This is a genomic window from Maribacter sp. R77961 (genome assembly GCF_044594925.1).
Classification (GTDB): domain Bacteria; phylum Bacteroidota; class Bacteroidia; order Flavobacteriales; family Flavobacteriaceae; genus Maribacter.
In genome coordinates this window covers 1,996,920-2,020,470 of sequence record NZ_CP138991.1, presented here as the reverse complement: position 1 = coordinate 2,020,470, position 23,551 = coordinate 1,996,920, and the positions used below count along the sequence as shown (strand labels likewise).

General features: G+C 37.6%; 19 protein-coding genes and 2 tRNA genes. 9 read left to right on the top strand and 12 right to left on the bottom strand.

Annotated features, from left to right (window positions below; genetic code table 11):
- Positions 1-159 precede the first annotated feature (159 nt).
- Complete coding sequence (locus SJY09_RS08840) at positions 160-534, bottom strand: hypothetical protein (RefSeq protein WP_396635364.1); 375 nt, start codon at positions 532-534, stop codon at positions 160-162.
- A 277-nt stretch (positions 535-811) separates the two neighbouring features.
- Here SJY09_RS08840 and SJY09_RS08835 point away from each other — a divergent pair, with 277 nt between their 5' ends.
- The 3 genes from SJY09_RS08835 (at position 812) to secDF (ending at position 5,580) form a co-directional block, all read left to right on the top strand.
- Positions 812-1,738: a malate dehydrogenase gene (locus tag SJY09_RS08835; RefSeq protein WP_396635363.1), complete on the top strand. Its 927-nt coding sequence runs from the start codon at positions 812-814 to the stop codon at positions 1,736-1,738.
- A 135-nt stretch (positions 1,739-1,873) separates the two neighbouring features.
- Positions 1,874-2,494: a hypothetical protein gene (locus tag SJY09_RS08830; protein WP_396635362.1), complete on the top strand. Its 621-nt coding sequence runs from the start codon at positions 1,874-1,876 to the stop codon at positions 2,492-2,494.
- Between the two features lie 116 nt (positions 2,495-2,610).
- On the top strand, positions 2,611-5,580 hold the full coding sequence (secDF, locus tag SJY09_RS08825; RefSeq protein WP_396635361.1) for a protein translocase subunit SecDF: 2,970 nt from the start codon (positions 2,611-2,613) through the stop codon (positions 5,578-5,580).
- A gap of 98 nt (positions 5,581-5,678) precedes the next feature.
- On the opposite strand, the gene SJY09_RS08820 is transcribed toward secDF, so the two are convergent.
- The 7 genes from SJY09_RS08820 to folE form a co-directional block, all read right to left on the bottom strand.
- Positions 5,679-6,905, bottom strand: a complete 1,227-nt coding sequence (locus tag SJY09_RS08820) for an ATP-binding cassette domain-containing protein (protein WP_396635360.1) — start codon at positions 6,903-6,905, stop codon at positions 5,679-5,681.
- 1 nt (position 6,906) lies between these two features.
- Positions 6,907-7,425: a GNAT family N-acetyltransferase gene (locus SJY09_RS08815; protein WP_396635359.1), complete on the bottom strand. Its 519-nt coding sequence runs from the start codon at positions 7,423-7,425 to the stop codon at positions 6,907-6,909.
- A gap of 4 nt (positions 7,426-7,429) precedes the next feature.
- On the bottom strand, positions 7,430-7,918 hold the full coding sequence (locus SJY09_RS08810; protein ID WP_396635358.1) for a DUF192 domain-containing protein: 489 nt from the start codon (positions 7,916-7,918) through the stop codon (positions 7,430-7,432).
- 2 nt (positions 7,919-7,920) lie between these two features.
- Complete coding sequence (gene lgt, locus SJY09_RS08805) at positions 7,921-8,880, bottom strand: prolipoprotein diacylglyceryl transferase (protein WP_396635357.1); 960 nt, start codon at positions 8,878-8,880, stop codon at positions 7,921-7,923.
- Between the two features lie 78 nt (positions 8,881-8,958).
- Positions 8,959-9,180: a membrane protein insertion efficiency factor YidD gene (yidD, locus tag SJY09_RS08800; protein WP_396635356.1), complete on the bottom strand. Its 222-nt coding sequence runs from the start codon at positions 9,178-9,180 to the stop codon at positions 8,959-8,961.
- Positions 9,181-9,214: 34 nt separating this feature from the next.
- On the bottom strand, positions 9,215-10,696 hold the full coding sequence (gene cysS, locus SJY09_RS08795; RefSeq protein WP_396635355.1) for a cysteine--tRNA ligase: 1,482 nt from the start codon (positions 10,694-10,696) through the stop codon (positions 9,215-9,217).
- 14 nt (positions 10,697-10,710) lie between these two features.
- The gene (gene folE, locus SJY09_RS08790; RefSeq protein ID WP_396635354.1) at positions 10,711-11,391 is read right to left on the bottom strand and encodes a GTP cyclohydrolase I FolE; all 681 of its coding nucleotides are present in this window, start codon (positions 11,389-11,391) and stop codon (positions 10,711-10,713) included.
- 135 nt (positions 11,392-11,526) lie between these two features.
- On the opposite strand from folE, the gene SJY09_RS08785 reads away from it, so the two are divergent.
- Both SJY09_RS08785 and SJY09_RS08780 read left to right on the top strand, forming a co-directional pair.
- Positions 11,527-13,326: a T9SS type B sorting domain-containing protein gene (locus SJY09_RS08785; protein WP_396635353.1), complete on the top strand. Its 1,800-nt coding sequence runs from the start codon at positions 11,527-11,529 to the stop codon at positions 13,324-13,326.
- Between the two features lie 126 nt (positions 13,327-13,452).
- A complete protein-coding gene (locus SJY09_RS08780; protein ID WP_396635352.1) occupies positions 13,453-14,913 on the top strand; it encodes a T9SS type B sorting domain-containing protein in 1,461 nt (486 codons plus the stop codon).
- A 55-nt stretch (positions 14,914-14,968) separates the two neighbouring features.
- On the opposite strand, the gene SJY09_RS08775 is transcribed toward SJY09_RS08780, so the two are convergent.
- Together SJY09_RS08775 and SJY09_RS08770 are read right to left on the bottom strand one after the other, a co-directional pair.
- The gene (locus SJY09_RS08775) at positions 14,969-16,474 is read right to left on the bottom strand and encodes an OmpP1/FadL family transporter (RefSeq protein WP_396635351.1); all 1,506 of its coding nucleotides are present in this window, start codon (positions 16,472-16,474) and stop codon (positions 14,969-14,971) included.
- 34 nt (positions 16,475-16,508) lie between these two features.
- The gene (locus tag SJY09_RS08770; protein ID WP_396635350.1) at positions 16,509-17,846 is read right to left on the bottom strand and encodes a hypothetical protein; all 1,338 of its coding nucleotides are present in this window, start codon (positions 17,844-17,846) and stop codon (positions 16,509-16,511) included.
- Between the two features lie 95 nt (positions 17,847-17,941).
- On the opposite strand from SJY09_RS08770, the gene proS reads away from it, so the two are divergent.
- The 4 genes from proS (at position 17,942) to rpsT (ending at position 20,000) form a co-directional block, all read left to right on the top strand.
- Positions 17,942-19,417, top strand: a complete 1,476-nt coding sequence (gene proS, locus SJY09_RS08765; protein ID WP_396635349.1) for a proline--tRNA ligase — start codon at positions 17,942-17,944, stop codon at positions 19,415-19,417.
- Between the two features lie 80 nt (positions 19,418-19,497).
- Positions 19,498-19,569, top strand: a tRNA-Glu gene (locus SJY09_RS08760).
- 60 nt (positions 19,570-19,629) lie between these two features.
- Positions 19,630-19,701, top strand: a tRNA-Glu gene (locus SJY09_RS08755).
- Positions 19,702-19,748: 47 nt separating this feature from the next.
- The gene (gene rpsT / locus SJY09_RS08750; protein ID WP_396635348.1) at positions 19,749-20,000 is read left to right on the top strand and encodes a 30S ribosomal protein S20; all 252 of its coding nucleotides are present in this window, start codon (positions 19,749-19,751) and stop codon (positions 19,998-20,000) included.
- A gap of 956 nt (positions 20,001-20,956) precedes the next feature.
- On the opposite strand, the gene SJY09_RS08745 is transcribed toward rpsT, so the two are convergent.
- Together SJY09_RS08745 and rho are read right to left on the bottom strand one after the other, a co-directional pair.
- Positions 20,957-21,673 carry a hypothetical protein gene (locus tag SJY09_RS08745; RefSeq protein WP_396635347.1) on the bottom strand — a complete coding sequence of 239 codons (717 nt, stop codon included), beginning with the start codon at positions 21,671-21,673 and terminating at the stop codon, positions 20,957-20,959.
- Between the two features lie 214 nt (positions 21,674-21,887).
- On the bottom strand, positions 21,888-23,501 hold the full coding sequence (rho, locus tag SJY09_RS08740) for a transcription termination factor Rho (RefSeq protein WP_396638569.1): 1,614 nt from the start codon (positions 23,499-23,501) through the stop codon (positions 21,888-21,890).
- Positions 23,502-23,551 lie beyond the last annotated feature (50 nt).

Sequence of the window (23,551 nt, the reverse complement as noted above, 5' to 3'; positions counted from 1 at the left end):
TAGGCGACTTCTGTAGTCATGGAGGTTTTTTATTGACACTCCCAAAGGGCATAATACTCCCAGGCGTCCCTAGTCAGTTTACAGGTTCTTGTTGCAAATACAAAGAGCCTGCCCAGATTACTCCGAACAGACTCTTTCCCATGGCCCTATTAAAATTGTTTATTCCTTAATGGCTAATAGACCACCATCTGTCTTTTGTAGTAGTTTGCCCTCATCATTACTTTGAATGGTAACTATGTCGTTAGGTTTGTCCTCAAGACCTCTATATTCTACGGTATATACACCATTCTCTTGAGACCATTTAAAATCTGTTTTGAGGGTAATGTCGTTTCCATTGATTTCGTGATACCTGCCTAGGTAGACATCATTAAAAATCCACTCTTTTCTAATAGTAGTTTTAGCGGTGCTCTCTGCTGAAATAGTTTTGGCTTCAAACCAAATACCTATAATAGGGTCATCGTTTTGCTCTATACGAGAGCAATTTGCAGATAAAATTATGGCAATGATCGCCAATAAAGAAAATAGTTTCTTCATAGTTAAGTAGGTTATTGGAATTTGGGATTCCATAAACGATAACGCCCAGTTCTATTTCAATAGTATTATAATTCGATGTATGGTAACTATTTGACGTTTTCTTCGTTAAACGGTCATTTTTTTTAACGAGATTGTCATTTCGTCGATAGTTTTTAAAATGTTTTAGGACAATTAAAGAGGTATTTCCGTTCTATTTTTGATCAATAAATAACTATTTTTGAAATATTAGTCTAGAAATAGAAAAGTATAAAATTTAACAATAACTAAATTAGTATAGATGAAGGTTACAGTAGTAGGAGCAGGAGCGGTAGGAGCAAGTTGTGCTGAGTATATTGCAATAAAAGATTTTGCGTCAGAAGTTGTTCTTTTAGATATAAAGGAAGGCTATGCAGAGGGTAAGGCAATGGATTTAATGCAAACGGCTTCCCTAAACGGTTTTGATACGAAAATATCGGGTAGTACAAATGACTACTCCAAAACGGCCAATAGTGATATCGCCGTAATAACCTCTGGTATACCAAGAAAGCCTGGAATGACTAGAGAGGAATTAATAGGAATTAATGCGGGAATCGTAAAAACTGTTTCCAGCAATTTAATAGAACATTCGCCGAATGTTATTCTTATTGTAGTGAGTAACCCTATGGATACGATGACCTATTTGGTTCACAAAACTACAGATTTACCAAAAAATAGAATTATAGGAATGGGCGGTGCATTGGACAGTGCTCGTTTTAAGTACAGACTGGCCGAGGCTATGGAAGCCCCCATCTCGGATATTGACGGTATGGTTATAGGTGGCCATAGCGATACAGGTATGGTGCCGTTAACCTCTCACGCGACTAGAAATAGTATTCGAGTATCGGAGTTCTTGTCGGACGACCGTCTAGAGCAAGTTGCCGCCGATACTAAAGTGGGTGGTGCTACACTTACTAAATTGTTAGGAACAAGTGCTTGGTATGCTCCGGGAGCTGCAGTTTCCGGATTGGTACAGGCTATCGCTTGTGATCAAAAGAAAATGTTTCCGTGTTCTACTTATCTTGAAGGCGAGTATGGCTTAAACGATATTTGTATCGGTGTGCCGGTCATTCTTGGAAAAGATGGGATCGAAAGAATTGTAGATGTTCCTTTAAGCGATGCAGAAAAGACTAAAATGCAGGAAAGTGCTGCCGGAGTTACAAAGACGAACGGTCTATTGGAATTATAATTTACCTGTAGAAATTATGTTATTTAAAAGCCTTTATAGTTTAACTATGAAGGCTTTTTTGCTAACTAATAGGTTCACTTCATAGTTATTAGAAAAATATACCGTGTAGTACCTCTTTATTTTTATCTTTGCCGCATGAATTCAAAATGGTACATAGGTACTTTAGTTGTTCTACTATCCTTGATAGGGATAACATTTGGCCAGACCAGAGTGGTAAATCAAAAAATTGTGTTGCAATTTTCTGATACGAATACTTCTTCGGGGACTGTTCAAGAAGATGCTCTTGCAACTATTACGGCAAAGCTGCAAGCTTTAGGGATTACCGATATTGAAGTTTTAGAGAATAACGATGCACAACTAAGTTTACGTTATTATAGCGCTATCGGGGCGCAAGATATTAAACAGTTCCTTTCCAATGATGAAGAACTTTTATTAAGTCTTGAAGAGTTTGATAAACTTCCTTTTGATTTTCCTGAGGATGAATTACCCGAAATCTGTAGCCTAGTTGTTTTAGACCTTCATGAAATCGAAGATGGATTAAGTTTAAATGGAAAGTTCGCTTATGAACTAAATAAAGATGATCGTGAATTCTTGAACGCTCCCGTGGCTTCAGGAAATATAGTACCGGTCCTTGGGAACAATCACCCTTACGATTTATCCTTTAAGATAAATAGAACTGTCATAATATCCATAAACACTGGTGCATATATATTTCCAGAGGTCAGGGCTGGACCTATACTTCAAAATCATGGCTAAGAATTTTTTCACATTCTTGGTTATCTAAAGTCGCAACAACCACCAATACATTATAATTTAAAAATGATATCCTATAGCTATTGTGTTATGGAATATCCAACATAAATAAAAATAAAATGCAAAATAAAGGACTTATAAAGCTTTTTGCTTTATTGTTTGGGTTAGTTAGTATCTATCAACTATCCTATACTTTTATCACCAACAAGGTAGAAAAAGAGGCGGGTGTTTTCGCCGCTAGTAAAATTTCCGAAGCCGAGGAAGATTATATTTCTAAAAGAGAGGCATTAGAAGCTAGTTATCTAGATTCCATTGGTACAAACACCATACTTGGTTATACAAACTATGAGGAAGCAAAGAAGAAGGAACTTAATAAAGGTCTTGATCTTAAAGGGGGTATTAACGTAACCCTTCAGATTTCGGTTAAAGATATCTTGAAAGGTTTGGCCAATAATACGAAAAACCCAGTGTTCAATAAGGCGCTGGCCGATGCAGATACGGCGTCTAAGAATAGTGATGATACATATATTGAGCTCTTTTTCGAAGCTTTTGATAATATTAAAGGAGAAACAAAATTGGCTTCTCCTGATATTTTTGCTAACAAGGGTTTAAGTGATGAGGTTAATTTTCAAATGTCAGATGATGAGGTTAAGCCTATTATAAGAAGAAAAATTGACGAATCCATTGTTTCCGCTTTCGAAGTACTCCGCGAGCGTATCGACGGTTTTGGAGTTACCCAACCAAACATTCAAAGAGAAGGAAATTCTGGTCGTATATTGGTGGAATTGCCGGGAGCAAGAGACATAGCCCGTGCACAAGACTTATTGTCAAGTACAGCGCAGTTAGAGTTCTGGGAAACGTATCCGCAAAGTAATACAAGCTTTAGTACATTCTTGATTCAGGCAAACGAGAAATTGAAAAGTATTGTAAAGGTTGATGAACCAGAGCCTGTTAAGGAGGAATCGGAACTAGATTCTTTACTATCTGATGTTGCTGCGGATTCTTTAGACTTGGCAACACAGGTTAATCCTTTGTACGAATTACTTATCCCTGCCAATCCAGGAAGTAATGCAATGTTCCAAGCGGCTATAAAAGATACCGCTACTATAGGGTCTTATTTAAGAATGCCGGAAATTAGAAGATTACTGCCTGCAGATATTCAGTTCGTGAAATTTGTCTGGGAAAGACCTTCTTCAGATGATGTGGAGGTTATCAATCTATATGCATTAAAATCTAACCGGGACGGAACACCAAGAATTAGTGGAGATGTAGTGAGTGATGCAAGAGGTGAGTTTGACCAGTTCAGTAAGCCAGTTGTAACCATGAACATGAACTCCAAAGGTTCTAAACTTTGGCAAAAACTTACGAGCGATGCCAATGTAAACCAAACAGGTATCGCCGTTGTTTTGGATAATAAAGTGTATACTGCCCCAGGATGTTCTGTAGTTGGTGGTATTACTGGTGGTAGAACTGAAATCTCCGGAGATTTTACGGTAAATGAAACAAAGGATATCGCGAACGTTCTAAGAGCTGGTAAATTACCTGCTTCTGCGGAGATAATTCAATCAGAAATCGTAGGTCCTTCATTGGGTCAAGAAGCTATTGATAGTGGTTTCATGTCTTTCTTAATAGCAATGGCAATTGTATTGTTATGGATGATTTTTTATTATGGTAAAGCAGGTGCTTTTGCAGATGTTGCTTTATTGTTGAACATCTTATTGATTTTTGGAGTTTTAACTTCCTTGAATGCAGTATTGACCTTGCCTGGTATCGCCGGTATCGTATTAACCATTGGTATGTCCGTGGATGCTAACGTTCTTATATTTGAACGTATTAAAGAAGAACTTGCGAAAGGTAAAGGCAAGAGTCAGGCAGTAGCAGACGGTTTTGGAAATGCACTATCTTCTATCTTAGATGCGAATATTACCACGGGTCTTACAGCCATCATCCTTTTCATATTCGGTTCTGGTCCAATTAAAGGATTTGCAACAACCTTGATTATAGGTATTCTAACCTCTTTGTTCACGGCAATATTCATTACGCGTTTATTAGTGGATTGGTATATTAGTGGTAAAGGAAGAACTTTAGATTTCTCAACAAGTATTACAAAAGGTTTATTTAAGAACCTTAGTATTGATTTCTTGGTTAAAAGAAAGATTGCTTATGTGATTTCAGGTATTTTAGTGGCCGTAGGTTTATTTTCTTTATTCTTCGGACCTGGGCTTCAACAAGGAGTAGATTTCGTTGGAGGACGTTCTTATACGGTTCGTTTTGAGCAACCTGTAAACCCTTCGGAGATTGCCTCTGAATTAAATACGGTTTTTGGTAGTGGTACCAACGTTAAAACCTACGGAGAATCTAATCAGATAAAAATTACGACGCCTTATAAGGTAGATGTTGAAGGTATTGAAGTAGATGCTGAGATTCAGGATAAACTGTACACCTCGCTACAGAAGTACTTGCCGGACGGTATTACAGAACAGGCCTTTAGTGTTGGTAGTGATGACAAATCTATAGGTATTTTGCAATCTGTAAAGGTAGGACCTACCATTGCTGATGATATTAAGAAAAATGCCTTCTTGGCAATCTTAGGTTCGCTTGCGGTAGTGTTCCTTTACATCCTATTGCGTTTCCGTAGATGGCAGTTCTCTTTAGGAGCGGTTATAGCCGTTTTTCATGATGTTCTCATTGTACTAGGTGTTTTCTCTATCCTTGGAAAAGTGTTACCATTTAACATGGAAATCGATCAAGCTTTTATTGCAGCAATATTAACGGTGATAGGGTATTCCTTGAATGATACCGTAGTTGTTTTTGACCGTATTCGTGAGGTAATCGCAGAACGTGGCTGGAAAGCTGGCGATAATATCAATTCGGCTATTAATAGTACTTTGGGAAGAACTTTAAATACTTCGTTAACTACTTTAGTAGTGCTATTGGCCATCTTTATTTTTGGAGGTGAGTCGCTTAGAGGATTTATGTTCGCAATGATTGTAGGTGTTATCATAGGTACTTATTCATCGGTATTCATTGCAACGCCAATAATGTATGATGCATTAAGTAAAAAGATTACTTCAGGAAGTAAAGGGTAATACTTAATAGAACTAATGTTTTACAAAAAGCCGCTATACCTAAAAGTATAGCGGCTTTTTTATTGGCACCGTCAAAGGTTATAAAACCTCGAGGTAGTTTAATTTTTTGTTACCCCAACGGAACCCTTGGGACTGCTTTGTAATTGAAACCTTTTTTTTGGATGCAGCCCTGGCTCGTCTCGATGAGATACAAATATGATAGTGGTGTGGGTTTCTAAGGCTATTTTGTTGACTAACGAAACCAGAAGGCTAGCTGAATCATCATCCATGCCTGTGGTAGGCTCATCTAAAATTAATAATGGTGGATGTTTCACCATTGCCCTTACGGTCATAATTAATCGTTGTTGTCCCAAGGATAGGTCGGTGAAAAGCGTATTTCTTTCTGGCCAAAGCGCTAAAAGTTGCAACCATTCCTTTACTTTTCTTTTTTGAGCGTCAGAAGGTTTGGTATATAGGCCTATAGAATCGTTAAAACCTGAAATTAGCATTTGTTCTATGGAAAACCTACCGCTAAATTTATAGGTCATTGTGGGCGAAAAATAACCCAGTTTTTGTTTTATTTCCCAAACACTTTCTCCTGTTCCTTTTCGTTTGCCGAAAATAGATATATCTTGACCGTATGCTTTTGGATTATCTCCAGTAATCATTGATAATAGAGTCGATTTTCCAGAGCCATTAGCACCAATTAATTGCCAGAATTCTCCTTTTTTTACGCTCCAATTAATTGTATTTAAAATAGGCTTGGTTCCATAAGAGATAGAGACGTTTTTAAACTTAATTAATAATTCAGAATCAAAACCTATAGGATTTAGCGGTTTTGGTATTGGGCCTTTTAGAAAGTTGTTTTCTGGTTTAGTTTGCAGAGCTAATTCCGTAGTAGGTTTTAAGTTGTCTCCTATGAGCTTAGTAAACTGTTGAATAAATGGTAATACGTCGCTACTTCTACTCGCAAATTGTAAAAAGAGGGTGTCTTTTGAGGCTTGTAGCAATAGTGTTTTGAGTTCTTTTTGGAAATCCTTATCAAGGCTATCAAAAGGATTGTCAAGAATTATATAGTCTGGTTTAGTGTTTAAAACGTGTTGCAATAAAGCTTTCTTTTGCTCTCCACTAGACATGGTACGCAGCGGTTGTTTCGTTTGCTTTATTATCTTATAATCATGCTGCTCTTCTTCATTAATCAAATGAGCTAGTGCAATGGGAGAAAACAACGCACCTTTTTTATTGGCAAGCCATTTAAAGTAAGGATGTTTGTTTTTAAGTATGCTATGAATTAGTGCTGTCTTAGCAGATTTATTATCAATTAATATGGCGCAGTGCTTTTGCATATTACGCGTTAATTCTGAAAATATGAACGGGATTGTTCTTGTAGCTCGTAGTTTTCTCTAAAAGCATTTCATTTTTTAGCGCTACTTTTTGTGACGGAATATTATCGATATGAATGATGGATATTAAATGAGATGCCAACTGTTTAGAAAAGGCATATTCTTTACATTTATGGGCGGCTTCAAAAGCAAACCCCTGTCGCCAGTACTCAGGTAAAATTGAATAGCCAATTTCTAATTCGCGTTCGCCATCAACTTCTTGAACTAGAAGTCCACACAGGCCAATGAGTGTATTGTCATTTTTAGAGATAAGCGCATTCATGCCTCCTAATGCGTTGTCATAGCGGTGAAAAATTTGTTGAAACTGTTCTTTGCAGGCTATTTCTGGGTCTTTTGGTAATCCTTCCCAATATTGGGTGCTTTTGGGTTCTTGGTGAAAAGGCAACCAAGCGGTAAAGTCAGAAGGCAGTACTTTCCTATAATATAAACGCTGCGATTCTTGGTTTTCTAAAAGGTAGTTCATACCTCTATTTTCTAGTGAATGTAATTTGGTCTCCTACTTCTAAAAGAAATTTTTCGGAAAGACCCGCATTAACCTCTAAAACATATTTAATGGGTACCTGAGAGGATAGACCATTTTCATTAAAGGGTTGCGCATTCTCTTGAAAACTTGCTATGCGTAGGTTTTCATCAATATAAATGATATCCAAGGCAAATTCTGTATTTTTCATATAGAACGAATGCATGGCTACATCCGGAAAAATGAAAAGCATAGCCTGGTTATCCTCCATGCCCTTTCGGTACATTAAACCTGTTTGCGTTTCATAATCCGTTTCTGCAATTTCAATATCAAAATTTGCCAAAAGAGTATCTGCTTCCTTTTTAAAAATCTGAAGCGTACCTTCTTTGGTAAAGGCTATGGCTTCGGTTTTAATAACTTTTTTAGCTTCTTCCTTGCAGCTAGTGGCAGCAACAAAAAGGAAAATGGATAGAAAAGACCATTTTAAAAATTTCATAATCACCCTTTTTTAGAAGGTTTAAACATAAAGAACAAACCAATGAAAATAAAAGGAATACTGAGCCATTGACCTGTTGAGAGTAGTCCTAAAGACTCTTCAAAACCTCCTTGACTTTTCTTAACGAATTCTACAAAGAATCTAATAGTCCAGAGAAGTACTAAGAATAAACCGAATAAATAGCCCAATTTATTTCGTTTGTCAGTTTTCCAATAAAGAAAATAGAGGATTATAAATATAAAGATATATGCCACTCCTTCATAAACCTGCGCCGGGTGGCGATATGGTATTTCAGCAAGATATTGTGAAAATTGCGGATTATTTTCAATAGCGTTATAGGCGGCGTCAAGTGTTTTTTCTTTGGTTATGGCAAGGGCCTTGGAAGGATGTAGGTCATCTGAATCTCTTATGAACCTTGTCGCGAAAATAAAATTTTCATCAACAATTTTGCCATTAATTTCGGAGTTGAAAAAATTCCCGAAACGTATAAAAGCAATCATCCCAAAGGGTACGACCATTCTATCAAGAAGCCACAACATGCTGAATTCTGGAAATTTTCTAGTGAAAATATAAACCGCTACGAATACTCCAATAATAGCCCCATGACTTGCTAGTCCGGTAAATCCAGTAAATTCATACCCATCAATCAATCCAAAGAATAGGCTTCCTGCATTACTTTCTCGAATAGGTAATAAAATTTCCAATAAATGGTTTTTGTAATAAGGCCAGTCATAGAAAAAAACATGCCCTAGTCTTGCTCCAAGCATGGTGCCTAAGACCGTGTGTATAAATAAGGAGTCTAATTGCTCAACAGATTTTTTCTCACGGACAAAAATCTTTTTCATAATATACCATCCCAAGGCAAAAGCTATAATCCACGATAGATTGTAGTATTTGATCTGAACGAATCCAATATTGAACAACGTCTCGTTTGGATTCCATGTAATACCTAAAAAATGCATATATTTTGTTTTGAAGGGCTAAGATAAAAAATAGAAACTAGATCATTACCCTTTCGCCAAATACTGGGTAAATAAATTTTAGGGAACGGGGTCGTAACCCTTTCCCCCCCACGGATTACAACTAAATATTCTTTTGGTTGCCAACCAACCGCCTTTAAAAAGCCCGTGTTTTTTTAGTGCTTCTAAAGTATACTGAGAGCAGGTGGGAGAATATCTGCACGTCGCGGGTGTATAAGGGGAAATGGCTAATTGATAAAATCTTACTAAAGCGATAAAGGGTGCTATTAAGATTTTTTTCATTTGTTCAGTACTGGTTTTTGTATTTGGAATACACCTATGAAACGCTAAAAGTTGTACCTTCTTTTCCGTCTTTTAATTGTATCCCCAAAGAAGCTAATTGGTCCCTTATCTTGTCTGATGTGGCAAAATCCTTGTTCTCTCTAGCTTCTTTTCTTAATTGAATTAAAAGAGCCACCACGCCTTCAAGTTTTTCCGTCCCTACATTAGAACCGCTTTTGCTTTCAAGTCCAAGTACATCAAAAACAAAACTTTGTAGTGTGTTCTGGAGTTCTTCCTTATCGTCTTTAGTAATAGACTCGGTACCCTCCTTAACCAGATTAATGTGCTTTACCGCATCAAATAGTTTAGCAATTAATATCGGGGTATTAAAATCGTCGTTCATTGCCTCATAGCAAGATGCTTTCCATGACAAAATATCAAAATCGGTAGTATTGCCCGTAGGTATTGCTTTTAAAGAACTAATAGCCTCCATGAGTTTGTTAAACCCCTTTTCGGAGGCTAACAGGGCATCATTACTAATATCCAAAATACTGGTGTAATGCGCCTGCATCATAAAGAAACGTACCATGGAAGGGGAGAAGGCCTTACTTAAGATATCATTTTTTCCAGAAAATATTTCTCCAGGTAGAATACTATTACCAGTAGATTTTGCCATTTTCTTGCCGTTTAAAGTCAGCATATTTGCGTGCAACCAATATTGAACGGGAGACTTACCATTGCTAGCTTCTGCTTGTGCAATTTCACATTCATGATGGGGAAATTTTAAATCCATTCCTCCTCCGTGAATATCAAAGGTTTCTCCTAAGTATTTGGTGCTCATTGCGGTGCATTCAAGATGCCAGCCAGGAAAACCATCACCCCAAGGAGAGGGCCACCTCATAATATGCTGTGGCTCGGCACGTTTCCATAATGCGAAATCTTGAGGGCTTTTTTTCTCGTCTTGAGCCGCAAGTTCTCTTGTGTTGGCAATCATATCTTCTAACTTCCGCCCACTTAACTTCCCGTATTCGTGGGTTTTATTAAACTTGACGACATCAAAGTAAACAGAATTGTTAATCTCGTAAGCATACCCCTTTTCTATGATATCCTTGATGATTTCTATTTGCTCTATGATATGACCCGTAGCTGTGGGTTCTATGCTAGGCGGAAGGAAATTGAACTTTTCCAAGATATTATGAAAGTCCACCGTATAACGCTGTACCACCTCCATAGGCTCTAATTGTTCCAAACGAGCCTTTTTAGCTATTTTGTCTTCGCCATCTTCTGCATCATCCACTAAATGACCAGCATCGGTAATATTGCGTACATATCTTACTTTATAGCCTAGGTGACGGAAATACCTAAAAATCATATCAAAAGACATAAAAGTGCGGCAATTCCCAAGATGTACATTACTGTAAACCGTTGGGCCACAAACATACATTCCAATATGTCCTTCGTTCAATGGACTGAAAATTTCCTTTTTGCCGGTAAGTGAGTTATGAACTTTAATGGTTTGTTGTTCGTACAATTGCATTGTTGCCGAGGTAATTAAAAATTGGTTTCTAAATTGATGTAGTCCAAAAACTCCCTTCTTACGGCCTCATCTTTAAACTTACCGCCATATTCCGCCGTAACCGTACTACTCTCGATATCTCTTATACCTCTTGAGTTTACACATAAATGTTTAGCATCTATTACACATGCAACATCATCTGTGCCTAATACTTTTTGAAGTTCTCTTACAATTTGAATATTTAATCTTTCTTGTACTTGAGGTCTTTTGGCAAAATAATCTACTATCCTGTTCATTTTCGATAAACCAACAACCGTTCCTTTAGAAATATAAGCTACATGAGCTCTGCCAACTATAGGTAACAAATGATGTTCACAGGTAGAATAAAGGGTAATATTTTTTTCCACCAGCATTTCCCCATATTTATACTTGTTATCAAAAGTGGATGATTTGGGTTTTTTATCCGGATGTAGACCGCCAAAAATCTCTTTTACGAACATTTTCGCTACTCTATTTGGAGTGCCCTTAAGACTGTCATCTTCTAAATCCAAACCTAGCGTTAGCATTATTTCCCTAACACTTTCTTTTATTCTTCCAATCTTTTCATCATCGGTTAAGATAAAGGCATCTTCACGTAATGGTGTTTCTTCGGATGTAGAGACATGGTCGTCTCCAAGCTGTTCAAAATGGTCTTCCAATGTACCTTCTATTTTCATTTAAAATGAACTTTAACAAGCCTCAAAGATATACATTATATGCCACTTTATAACGATTTAACGGCGTTACACAACATAAATTAGTGTTAAGGGAAGGGGCGCTATATTTTTAGGTTCCAAATCAGAAACTAATTTATGACACGCTTAAGTGTTGCTTTATTTTTTATATTTTTTGCCGCAACAAACCTTATTTTGGCCCAAGTGTCTCCAGATTGTGCCAATGCCGTTCCTATTTGTAACAATACGCCCATAAATGGAGGAACTGACGGTTTTGGCATCGATGATTTCAATGGTGCATCCGTTACGGGTTGTATCGCTTTGGCAACTGGCCCTATAGAATCAAACTCTGCTTGGTACAGATTTAGAACAGGAGAAAGTGGTCAGCTAGGAATAAATATCGGTTTCGATGTTTCCGAAGATTGGGACTTTGCCCTTTACCGTGCCGCTGATTGTTCAAATTTAGGCGAACCGGTAAGATGTAACTATTTTGATAATTCTGATGATAATACATTCACAGGATTCGGTGAAGACCCGACTGGAGTAGACAATTTTCAGTATGATGATTGGTTAGATGTCTCCGCTGGAGAAGATTATTACTTGTTTATCAATAATTTTAGCAACAACAACTCTGGTTTTTCCATACAGTTTTCAGGAGATGTATTTATAGATTTTCCTAACTCAGCTTTAGATTGCTCCATTATAAGTAATTTATTAGGTCCACCAATTGCCGCTTGTGAAAATGATAGTATCAGTCTTAGTGCAACAACTATTGATGCCTTATCCTATGAGTGGTATTTAGATATTGGTAATGGCTATCAGCAAATACCGGCGGAGAGTGGGGAAAACTTGAATGTGGCTGTTTCTGGTATGTATCGTGTTTTGGTGGTAGTTCCATCAGGAGAGAATATTATAAGTGAAGTACAGGTTTCTTTCTCTCCTTCCCCTACAACAAACCCTATTGCGGATGAGCTTATTTGTTTGGACGGAACTACTTTTGATTTAAGTATGAAAAATATGGAAGCGCTTGGTGGTCAAAGTCCAAACGAGTTTAGGATTAGTTACTATCTTTCCCTAGAGGAGGCTACTAATGGAGTCAATGCATTGGACAGCACTTATGTGCCAACAGAAGGTTCTCAGACCATATACGTAAGAACCACATCCATTGCCAATACAAATTGTTTCGATGTTTCAGAAACTTTTGATATTAATACTGTAGCGATTCCTGAGCTAGATTTTCCTACGGCTGTTTATATATGTGAGGATACGCCAGTGGCAACTGTGGGTCAAAGAATTCCAAACCCAAACTATACCTATTCTTGGGATTCTGGTCAGGTTTCTTCTCAGATTACCGTGACTACAGAAGGGACGTATACCTTATCCGTTACTAATAACCAAGGAGCTGTTAGTTGTGTTGCGGTAAGGTCAGTGACCGTAACTTTTTCTAGACCTCCGGTAATCAGGGATATTGATATTGAATATGCTGATGATAGTAATATGGTAACTGTATTTACACAGGAAGAGGGTGATTTTGAATATCAATTAGATGATAATAGTCCACAAAGTTCTGTTGTTTTTAATGATATCCTTCCAGGCCTTCATACGATAACCGTAAATGATAGAAATGGGTGTGGTGTTGCTATTCAAGATATTGTCATCGTTGGTTTCCCGAGATTCTTTACACCTAATGGGGATGGAATTAATGACTTGTGGACCGTTGGAGGTATGAGTGTTCTCGATAACCCTGTGGTTCATATTTACGACCGATTTGGAAAACTATTGTATCAAATGGATGAAAATAGTCCTGGCTGGAACGGGATGTCCAGTGGTAAAATAATGCCAGTGTCAGATTATTGGTTTAAGCTTTCATATACCGATATGGATGGGCAACGAGTTACTGCAAAATTTATTAATAATCACTTTAGTATCAAGCGTTAAGTTTTTTTCGATATCCTGAAAAGTGTATTTCATCGATTAACCGCATAAAAATCTGTTGTAGAATACTAAACCGGCATGAACAAAGTTATTATATACGTTAAAGTATATTAAATAGCCCCACATTTTATGCGAACACTTTTTTGTGCTGCCTTTTGTTTTTTCCTTTATATATGGGGAACGAACGCTCAAAACTCACCGGATTGTAGAACAGCAATACCTGTTTGTGCGGATCAACCAATAATGGGTCTTGCCGACGGTGGTGGTGATATAGATGACTTTGATCCTGATGTTGTCAGACAGACGGGTTGTCTGGAAAAAGGTAGTGTAAGTTCCGCTAATATTGAAAATAACACTTCCTGGTATGTTTTTAGAGCCGGTACTGGAGGACAGGTAGGATTCGATATTGAAGCTTTACCCAGTAATGGTGGAACGGGTACGCCAACAGCAGAGTGGGATTTTGCTGTTTATGGACCCTATGACCAAACTAGCGGGCAAAATTTTTGTTCTATAATTGGTGACGGCACTTCTGAGCCTATTCGCTGTAATTATGAAGTGAATAATACCAACTTTACCGGGGTGGGCGTTAATCCGGAAAATGGTCAAGAGGGTGCACCTTTCCTTGTGGGAAGTCAAAATACGTATGATGAATGGTTAGACGTTCAACCAGGAGAAATCTATTATATTTTAATAAATAATTTCAATACTAATTTTGATGGAGATCCAGAGCCCTACATGCTTACCTTTACTGGAAGCTCTGTTCAAGATGATCAGAACACCGCGTTGGACTGTACACTTAGGGATGAATTTTTAGGTTTAGATATTATTGCCTGCGAAGGAGATCCAGATATTACCTTAAGTGCTTTGAATTCTCCGGCAGGTTCAGATATCGCAAGTGTAGAATGGACAGTTGACTATGAGGATGATGGAACTATTGACGATACCTTAACGGGCTCCGGTCCTTTTGGAGCCGAGTTGGTCGTTACCAGCCCTAATTCTGGACGCTATTTTGCGAGAATTACAACAATATCTGGCTCTCCACAATTTGTAGAAGATCAAGGAGGTATTTTAATTACCTTTTTTGGTATCCCCGTTTTAGATAGGGTAGAGGTGTTGGATACAAACTTGTCTATAGACCCGGATATCAACAATGTGGAGATTGTTGTTGATGGTGACGGTGCCTATGAATATTCTCTTAACGGTGATACCTTTCAGGATGACCCTGTTTTTATGGATATTCCTCCTGGTTTGAATACTATTATAATCAATGATAAAAACGGCTGTGGAACTACAGAGCCTATAGAATTCTTAGTTGTTGCTTATCCTAAGTTCTTTACTCCAAATGCAGATGGTATAAATGACCTTTGGAATATTAGAGGTATTGAGACCTTGACCGATCCGGTTGTATTTGTGTTCGATCGTTATGGCAAATTATTAAAACAATTGGGCACCATTGGTGGCTGGGATGGCACATTTAATGGCAGACCAATGCCGGCTACCGATTACTGGTTCCGGTTCGAATATTCTGAGGACGATGCAGGTGTTGTAGTTGCCAAAACAAGAAAAACCCACTTCACTTTAAAACGATAAAAAAGAAAGCCGCTGCAAAGCGGCTTTCTTTTTTATCTTGACGAGCTTTTCTATCTTAAAAGTTAAGGGTGTAACTTAAAGTAGCATTCGTTAATATTCTATTGACCATTATTGGTGCAGTAACACCTGTGTCAAAAATACTTTCGTTGATATCTTGCTCGGTCCTATTGACTCCAAAATCCAATCTGCTTCCACCAAAGTTGTAACCAATACCGGCGGAAAATCCTGTTAAGTCATCAATAGTGTTACCGTTGGTATAAGGGCTTTGCTCAAAACGGTACCCACCTCTAAGGCTTACTTGTTTAATTCTATATTCACCGCCTAACCTAAAAGTTGACACTGCTGCAAGCTCATTGGAAATCTGAGAATTAACAGTTTGAAAACTGGCATCATTTGCTGGTCTCAATTCGGCCTGAGAAAAATCTTGATAGCCATAGTCAAAACTTAGTAATCCATTTTTTCCAAAAATTATAGCCATACTACCTGTTAGCTTACTAGGAGTTTTTATTCGATATACATCAAAAAGATTTATGATATTAAAATCTATAAAACCAATATCATCGTCTGCCAGGTCTGAACTTATGCGCTGCGAAAAATCATCCGTTAAACGATACCATGTTGGGGACTGGTAGCTACCGCCTAATCTTACGTAGTCATTTAGTTTGGCAATTGCTCCTACACTAAAAGAAAATCCATTTCCTTCAGTTTGAAGAAAATTATCAAAGGTTGTGTTCTGTATTTCTGAATCTGTATCATAACCACTTTCACTTAATTGATCTAGCCTATTATAAAATATACTATGAAAATTTAAGGAACCACCAACATAAAGAACGTCTCTGTATTGAGAAGCCGCATTTAGTGTAAATTTACTATTATACCCTGAGGTAGTTCTAGAAAACCGCTGGTTTACACTAGAATAAGTGGCATTGCTAACATAATCAGTTGTGCTGTCATCAGCACCCACGGGATCGATTAATCCCCCATAGTAACCTAAAAATGCCTGTTGGTCAGCAAAACCTTGATTTGCGCCAATGTCCAAATAAGCGTCCTCTATGAATTCGCCCTCCTGTAAAAGGATAGAATTGAAAGGTACGCCTTGCGCGAAGTTTAAAAAGTAATTATCCACACCTTCCGTGCTTTGTCCGGATGCAAAAATCCTATTTTCAAAATTTTGAGTTACATCATAGTTAAAGGCTAATGTAAATTTCTTCCAATCAGCGTCATCATCAATAGTTTTGAAAACGAAAGCCCCACCGATTTGATTCAAATCCGTGTCATTGAAGGTAGTATTATTCAAGGTGCCAAAATAGCTAGCATCATTATCCCTAGAGTAATAGGAACCTGATAATGTGATAAGACTATTGTTGAATACAGCAGATCCTGCCGGATTAATATTCAAAGATGACAAATCCCCTCCAAGGGCTCCGAAAGCGCCGCCCATAGCTTGGTATCTGGCCGTACCCTGTAGGTTTTCATTAGAATACCGAAGTACGTCATTTATATTCTGGGCACTTCCTATTAAACATAGGGATAACGCTATGAAAGTTAAATGCTTTTTCATTTATAATTTTTTAGTTTGAGTAAATTGGAAAATATTACTGTCTTCTACCGCCGCCTCTACTACTGCTAGATCGAGATCCAGATGATCTTGAACCGCCTCCAGAGCTTCTTACGCTGCCAGAACTTCTTGAGCTACTTCCAGAACTTCTGTAGCTGCCAGAACTTCTTGAACTACTTCTACCGGAACTATAATTGCTACTTCTAGAGGAGCTACTTCTACCTGAACTGTAGCCACTGCTTCGTGAACTTGTTCCCGATCTACGATAGGTAGATGTCCTTGGAGTTGTCATCCTGCCCGTCCTAGCAGCACTTGACCTTGAGGTAGATGTACCGCTTCTATAACCACTAGTTCTTGGACTTGTACTGCTGTATGATCTTCCACTCCTCGATGAATTGTTATATCTAGGGGTTGCTCTAGTACTTCTGCTAGTTCTATACGCTCTATTTTGATCTACCCCCACCGTTCTTCTAGAAGTTGTATTACCTCTGTAAGTTCTATTGCTCACTCCACTTCTACTTCTTGCACTCGCAGATCGTGTATTTGAACTAGAGCTTCGGTATCTAGGGGAATTACCTCTTGTGTTAACGTTAGACCTTCCTCTAAGTGAAGTCGCTATACCGCTATTGTTAACTGTATTTCTGTTATAGTATCCTCTTCTAGAGTTATTGAAGGCAAAATTTTGCCCTCTAAAATTTCTTCCCCAGCCAAAGTTGTTATAGCCCCATCCAAAGCCACCGCCCCAGCCCCAATTGTTCCAGCCTAGACCGTAGCCTCCCCAGCCCCAATTGTTCCATCCAAAACCGCCTCCCCAGCCAAAGCCTCCGCCCCAGCCAAAGTTGTTCCAACGGTTCCATCTCCAAGGATTGTTCCAACCCCATCCAAAGCCACCGCCCCATCCGAAACCTCCGCCCCAAAGAAAAGGATCGTTCCATCCCCATCCGAAGCCGTTATTCCATCCGTTATTATGAAAATTGATATTTACGTTGGTGGCATTATCTCCCCATCCTCCAAAACCTTGGTAATCGTTTGCGTTGTTATAGTAATCCACTAATTGGTCTTGATCAATCGCTTCGTCGATACCATTACTAGCGTACGAATCTACATCGGTAAAGATTTCGCTATCCAATATTTCATCATACTGATTGGCTTTTTGTTCGAAATAGTCAGAGTACGTATTAGATTCCTCTTGTTGTCTTTGAGTATAACCCTGCCTTGGCTGACGTTCCGTAACACGGGGTGTGTCACTGGAATAAATTCCGTCATTATCGTAATAAGACGCTTGCTGATAAGAACCACAGGAAACGAACAGTGCTGCTAAAATTGCAATCACTGAAATGTTGCGCAATTTGTTAAGGGGTAGAGAATATATCATCAGTCTAAAATTAATTGTTGAACATATTAAAAATAACTAGTTTTACCGAATTATTTTTCTTCAATAAACACAAGTTTTGTGCCAAACTACTTAAAATGGGTAAAAATTTAACGAGCAGAAGTGAAGATTATTCTAAATGGTACAACGAACTCGTTGTAAAAGCAGATTTAGCGGAAAACTCTGGAGTAAGAGGCTGTATGGTCATAAAACCATACGGGTTTGCCATCTGGGAAAAGATGCAGGCAGGTTTGGATAAAATGTTCAAAGAGACGGGTCATGAAAATGCATACTTCCCACTCTTTATTCCAAAATCGTACTTAAGCAAGGAAGCTAGTCATGTAGAAGGTTTTGCAAAGGAATGTGCTGTTGTTACGCATTACAGATTAAAAAATGCTGAAGATGGAAGTGGAATTATAGTTGACCCGGATGCCAAACTTGAAGAAGAGTTAATTGTTAGGCCAACTTCTGAAACCATTATATGGGATACGTACAGAAAATGGATTCAATCTTACAGAGATCTACCCTTACTTATCAATCAATGGGCCAATGTGGTGCGTTGGGAGATGCGTACCCGTCTTTTCTTAAGAACTGCAGAGTTCTTGTGGCAAGAAGGGCACACTGCCCACGCTACTGAAAAGGAGGCTCTTGAGGAGGCGGAGCAAATGATGCACGTATATGCCGACTTTGCGGAGAACCATATGGCAGTTCCTGTCATTAAGGGAGTAAAAACGGAAAGTGAGCGTTTCGCAGGTGCTATTGAAACCTATTGTATAGAAGCTTTAATGCAAGATGGTAAAGCGCTACAGGCGGGAACTTCCCACTTCTTAGGCCAAAACTTTGCTAAGGCTTTTGATGTGAAATTTGCAAACAAGGAAGGACAGAAAGAATATGTTTGGGCTACCTCTTGGGGGGTTTCTACAAGATTGATGGGCGCATTGGTAATGACCCATAGTGATGATAATGGTCTGGTTTTACCTCCTAAACTAGCACCTATTCAAGTTGTAATTGTACCGATATACAAAGGCCTGGAGCAGTTAGATGTAATATCTGAAAAAGTTCAGCCTTTAGTTAAAGAATTAAGAAAGAAAGGAATTACCGTTAAGTTCGATAATAGAGATACACATAAACCTGGTTTTAAGTTTAATGAGTATGAGTTGAAAGGTGTTCCTGTTAGATTGGCCATTGGAAAGCGAGATCTAGAAAATGGAACGTATGAAGTGGCCCGTAGGGATACTTTGGAGAAAGAAACGGTTGCTATGGAGGAAGTCGTCGCAAAAATCGAATTTCTATTAGAAGATATTCAGAAGAATATTTACACTAAAGCGGCAAACTACAGAAAAGAGCATATTACCTTAGTGGATTCATATGAGGAATTCAAAGATATAATAGGATCTAAAGGTGGTTTTGTGTCGGCGCATTGGGATGGAACCTCTGAAACGGAAGAATTGATTAAAAATCAAACAAAGGCTACGATTAGATGTATTCCCATTGATGCTAAAGAAGAGGCTGGTGTCTGCATGGTTACGGGAAAACCATCATCAAAAAGAGTGCTATTTGCAAAGGCTTATTAAAAGATTTTAAAAAATAATATCTAGGTGTTGTGGTAGTAAAAAATAATTGTATTTTTGCATCCGCAATTGTATAATGCAATGGCCCGTTCGTCTAGGGGTTAGGACGCCAGGTTTTCATCCTGGTAACAGGGGTTCGATTCCCCTACGGGCTACAAGGTTTAATGAATAGTTTTAAGTTAAGGTATCTTTTTTTAGATTCTTAGCGTTTATTGGGCCCGTTCGTCTAGGGGTTAGGACGCCAGGTTTTCATCCTGGTAACAGGGGTTCGATTCCCCTACGGGCTACTTAAATTAATGGAAGAAATTCCATAGAAAATATAACAAGTTAAAAGATGGCAAATCATAAGTCTGCATTAAAGAGAATAAGAAGAAATGAAGCGGTACGTTTACGTAATAGGTATCAGCACAAAACAACACGTAACGCAATTAAGAAATTGCGTTCTGAAGAAAGCAAAAAAGATGCTGAGGCTCTTTTCCCAAGTGTTGTTAGCATGATTGACCGTTTAGCAAAGCGTAACATCATTCATGATAATAAGGCTGCTAATTTAAAAAGTAAATTAGCGAAGCACGTAGCTGCGCTTTAGAAATATATAATTTTATTAAAAGGCTCTCTTATTCTAAGAGGGCCTTTTTTTGTTGTGAGAGAGTTTATAACCTTATTTTTTGCATTGAAAGAAACCCTAGGCTAATGCAGGTATACATGCCAATAATTAGTAAAAATAGTATTGTTCTTAATTGAAAAACTAAACAGCTCTGATTAGGAGAAGCTTACAACCTGTAAGGATACTTCTTTTAATAAAGTAAAATAGTTATGCTATTTTATATCTAATGATAAGTTTTTAGTTTGATATCTCATAGGGTTTGGTTCTTTTAACTTTAATAAAACCTATTATAAAACAAGTATATAAAACGGCTATGGAAAAGTAGTGGAACTGGGCTATTTTTAAATTGGTATATAGTTCATATTTAAAGCTTAATATATACATGGTTAAAGGGTAGCAAAGATGAAAGAAAATAATTCCGATACTTATCCAAAATAATAAGTTACTTGTTTTTTGAATTACATTGTCTTTTTGCAGTTGCAATAGATATATAAAAGCAGAAGCCACTGTAAAAAAAGAACCAACGATGATAGCATAATTTTGTGGGTCAACATAGAAATTTTGTAAAAATAGATTGATGACGCTAACAAAAATGAATAAAAGTATTCCAAGTTTTACAAACTTCTTACGGATATTTGATACTAGTACTTTGTGATATATTGATAAAAAATATAAATAGAATACAATATCGAATATGTTAAAAATCAGTGTATTATAGTAGTAGTATTCTTCTTTGTATACAATTTGTATTTCGTCAAAATTTCTAACAGCGAAACCCAAAACTTCCGATAATACGGTATAGGCAATAAGGACTGGTAAATATTTTAATATCGTATCATAATACTGTCTATACCGTAATATTGAAAGTAGGAGCGCAGCAAAATAGAGCAAAAAGAAATAGTTATTATATAGGAGCTCTATCATTAGCTTTCTCTAATTTATTGATTTTTTGGTGGTGGTACGCCAGTACCTCTGTTCATAGTAAGGCTTGTTCCTCCTTGCAAACTATATTTTGGAAGAACGGTGGTCGATTCTATAATTGGAACTAGAGAAGCGTGAGCCTTGGTTTGGGTATTTTCCGTAGCGCTAAAACCTTTTATTTCTCCAAAACTATTGTTCAATGGTACTGCATGTGGACCTTTTGCTCCTTGCGCAACGTAGAATAGATAATCTCGCTTACCATCGTTATAGGTTGGAGAGATAAGTATAGAATTCTGTCGTGGATGCTTAATGGAATCTTTTGTTCCAGGAAAAAAGGTTTCATCTGGATAGTTAGAAAAGTAGAATCTCAAAGTGGAGATTTCTACATTAGCTTTTTCCGCTTCCTGTTCTATGTAGGCTAAATATTGCTTTATGGTCTCGTAGTCATAATGAACAAACCTTCCTACATCAAAAGGTTTGCCTTTTTCGGGATTCTCTTCTTTTACCTTTTTCTGATTTCTGTTTATGGAGTCTTCATACTTTTGAATGAGTGGAACGCGTCTCTCTCCATAAGTTTCATAGGCTTTTTTAGCTTCTGGGATTTGAACAATTTGTTCTGGTGCCATGACTTCAATTTCCGCCTTTTGCTGTGTAGGTTGTTTTTCTCCACAACTCGTAATGGTAACGAGCATTGCCACGACCAAAACTTTTAGTAATGTTTTTGATTTTTTCATTTTGTAATAGGTTTTTAAGGATTAGCGTTCTATATAAGAAAATACTGCTATAGATTGGGGGAAGAATCTTTAACACTTTAAAGATATTAAATTACTGGTAGGGTCTTTCATCTGATAAAAGAAATTGATGAAATTCTTTTTTATAAAATTGATAAATCAAAAAACCCCAATTTTCAGTTATGAAATTGGGGTTAACTATACTATTGAAGATTAATTACTGATTCATAGTCATCAGGAACTCTTCATTGTTCTTCGTTTGTTTAAAACGCTGTTCTATAAATTCCATAGCCTCAACAGGGTTCATATCAGCAAGATACTTGCGCATGATCCACATTCGTTGTAAGGTGCTTTCATCTAGTAACATGTCGTCACGTCTTGTGCTGGAAGAAGTAAGGTCTATAGCTGGGAAAATTCTCCTATTTGCAATCTTACGATCTAATTGAAGTTCCATGTTACCGGTACCTTTAAATTCCTCGAAGATAACTTCGTCCATTTTTGAACCGGTCTCCGTAAGTGCTGTCGCAATTATGGATAGTGATCCACCACCTTCAATATTACGAGCAGCCCCAAAGAATCGTTTTGGTTTGTGTAATGCATTGGCATCTACACCACCACTTAATACCTTACCTGATGCAGGTTGCACAGTATTGTAAGCTCTTGCCAATCTTGTGATAGAGTCTAGAAGTATAACAACATCATGACCGCATTCTACCAGTCGTTTTGCTTTTTCCAATACAATATTCGCTACCCTTACATGTTCGGTAGCTTCTTTATCAAAGGTAGAGGCTACTACTTCGCCTCTAACGTTGCGTTGCATATCTGTTACTTCCTCAGGGCGTTCATCTATCAAAAGAATGATTTGATATACTTCCGGATGGTTTGCCGCTATGCCGTTGGCAATATCCTTCAACAACATGGTTTTACCCGTTTTAGGTTGAGAAACAATCATACCTCTTTGTCCCTTTCCAATAGGGGAGAACAAGTCTATGATTCTAGTTGAAATTGTGCTTTGTCTTTCTGCTAGATTAAATTTCTCTTGCGGAAACAATGGCGTAAGATGTTCAAAAGAAACCCTATCTCTAACCACTTGGGGATCTATTCCGTTTATTTTGTTCACCTTAATAAGTGGGAAATACTTTTCTCCTTCTTTTGGTGGGCGAACATTCCCTAATACGGTATCTCCAGTTTTTAATCCGAATAATCGAATTTGAGACTGTGATACATAAATATCATCAGGAGAGGATAGGTAATTATAATCGGAAGATCTTAAGAAACCATATCCATCTTGCATAATGTCAAGAACTCCTTCACTGGCTATAATACTATCAAACTCATATTCTGGTTCTTTATAGCGATTCTTGAGGTCTTTATCAAAATTACTTTTGTCGTGATTATTCCTAGAGTTGTGTTGTTTTTTATTGTTCTGATTTCTATTTTGATTAGGATTGGATTTTTTCTGAAAATCCTTTTTATCCTTATCAGCTGGTCTTGGCCTAGGTCTTGGTCTTGGTTTTTCCTGAGTTTCAACTTTAGCTTCCTCTTTTGGAGCGTCAACTTTAGAAACTTCCTTCTTTTCATCTGGTTTAACAGGGGTGTCCTCTTTCTTTTCAACCTTACGGGTTACTCTAGGTTTCGGTTTTTTTACCGATTCTGCTTTGGCTTGTGGAGCAACAGCGGCTGCTGCTTTAGGGTTTGCTGCCTGTAAATCTAGAATCTGATAAACTAAATCTAGTTTTTTTAAGGTCTTGAATTTTGGAACATTAAGTCCTTTGGCTATTTCCTGAAGCTCAGGTAGCTTTTTTGATTTTAAATCTGAAATCTCAAACATTAATTATGGGATAAATTATACGTGTTTTGTATTGACAAGAAGTAAACTAT

Bases quoted from the DNA above. Each gene is read 5' to 3' on its own strand.
- SJY09_RS08820 (WP_396635360.1), bottom strand. From the start codon at position 6,905: ATGCAAAAGCACTGCGCCATATTAATTGATAATAAATCTGCTAAGACA.
- SJY09_RS08775 (WP_396635351.1), bottom strand. From the start codon at position 16,474: ATGAAAAAGCATTTAACTTTCATAGCGTTATCCCTATGTTTAATAGGA.
- SJY09_RS08835 (WP_396635363.1), top strand. From the start codon at position 812: ATGAAGGTTACAGTAGTAGGAGCAGGAGCGGTAGGAGCAAGTTGTGCT.
- SJY09_RS08785 (WP_396635353.1), top strand. From the start codon at position 11,527: ATGACACGCTTAAGTGTTGCTTTATTTTTTATATTTTTTGCCGCAACA.
- cysS (WP_396635355.1), bottom strand. From the start codon at position 10,696: ATGCAATTGTACGAACAACAAACCATTAAAGTTCATAACTCACTTACC.
- secDF (WP_396635361.1), top strand. From the start codon at position 2,611: ATGCAAAATAAAGGACTTATAAAGCTTTTTGCTTTATTGTTTGGGTTA.
- SJY09_RS08815 (WP_396635359.1), bottom strand. From the start codon at position 7,425: ATGAACTACCTTTTAGAAAACCAAGAATCGCAGCGTTTATATTATAGG.
- SJY09_RS08745 (WP_396635347.1), bottom strand. From the start codon at position 21,673: ATGAAAAAATCAAAAACATTACTAAAAGTTTTGGTCGTGGCAATGCTC.
- SJY09_RS08810 (WP_396635358.1), bottom strand. From the start codon at position 7,918: ATGAAATTTTTAAAATGGTCTTTTCTATCCATTTTCCTTTTTGTTGCT.
- SJY09_RS08770 (WP_396635350.1), bottom strand. From the start codon at position 17,846: ATGATATATTCTCTACCCCTTAACAAATTGCGCAACATTTCAGTGATT.
- proS (WP_396635349.1), top strand. From the start codon at position 17,942: ATGGGTAAAAATTTAACGAGCAGAAGTGAAGATTATTCTAAATGGTAC.
- yidD (WP_396635356.1), bottom strand. From the start codon at position 9,180: ATGAAAAAAATCTTAATAGCACCCTTTATCGCTTTAGTAAGATTTTAT.
- lgt (WP_396635357.1), bottom strand. From the start codon at position 8,880: ATGCATTTTTTAGGTATTACATGGAATCCAAACGAGACGTTGTTCAAT.
- folE (WP_396635354.1), bottom strand. From the start codon at position 11,391: ATGAAAATAGAAGGTACATTGGAAGACCATTTTGAACAGCTTGGAGAC.
- SJY09_RS08830 (WP_396635362.1), top strand. From the start codon at position 1,874: ATGAATTCAAAATGGTACATAGGTACTTTAGTTGTTCTACTATCCTTG.
- rho (WP_396638569.1), bottom strand. From the start codon at position 23,501: ATGTTTGAGATTTCAGATTTAAAATCAAAAAAGCTACCTGAGCTTCAG.
- rpsT (WP_396635348.1), top strand. From the start codon at position 19,749: ATGGCAAATCATAAGTCTGCATTAAAGAGAATAAGAAGAAATGAAGCG.
- SJY09_RS08780 (WP_396635352.1), top strand. From the start codon at position 13,453: ATGCGAACACTTTTTTGTGCTGCCTTTTGTTTTTTCCTTTATATATGG.
- SJY09_RS08840 (WP_396635364.1), bottom strand. From the start codon at position 534: ATGAAGAAACTATTTTCTTTATTGGCGATCATTGCCATAATTTTATCT.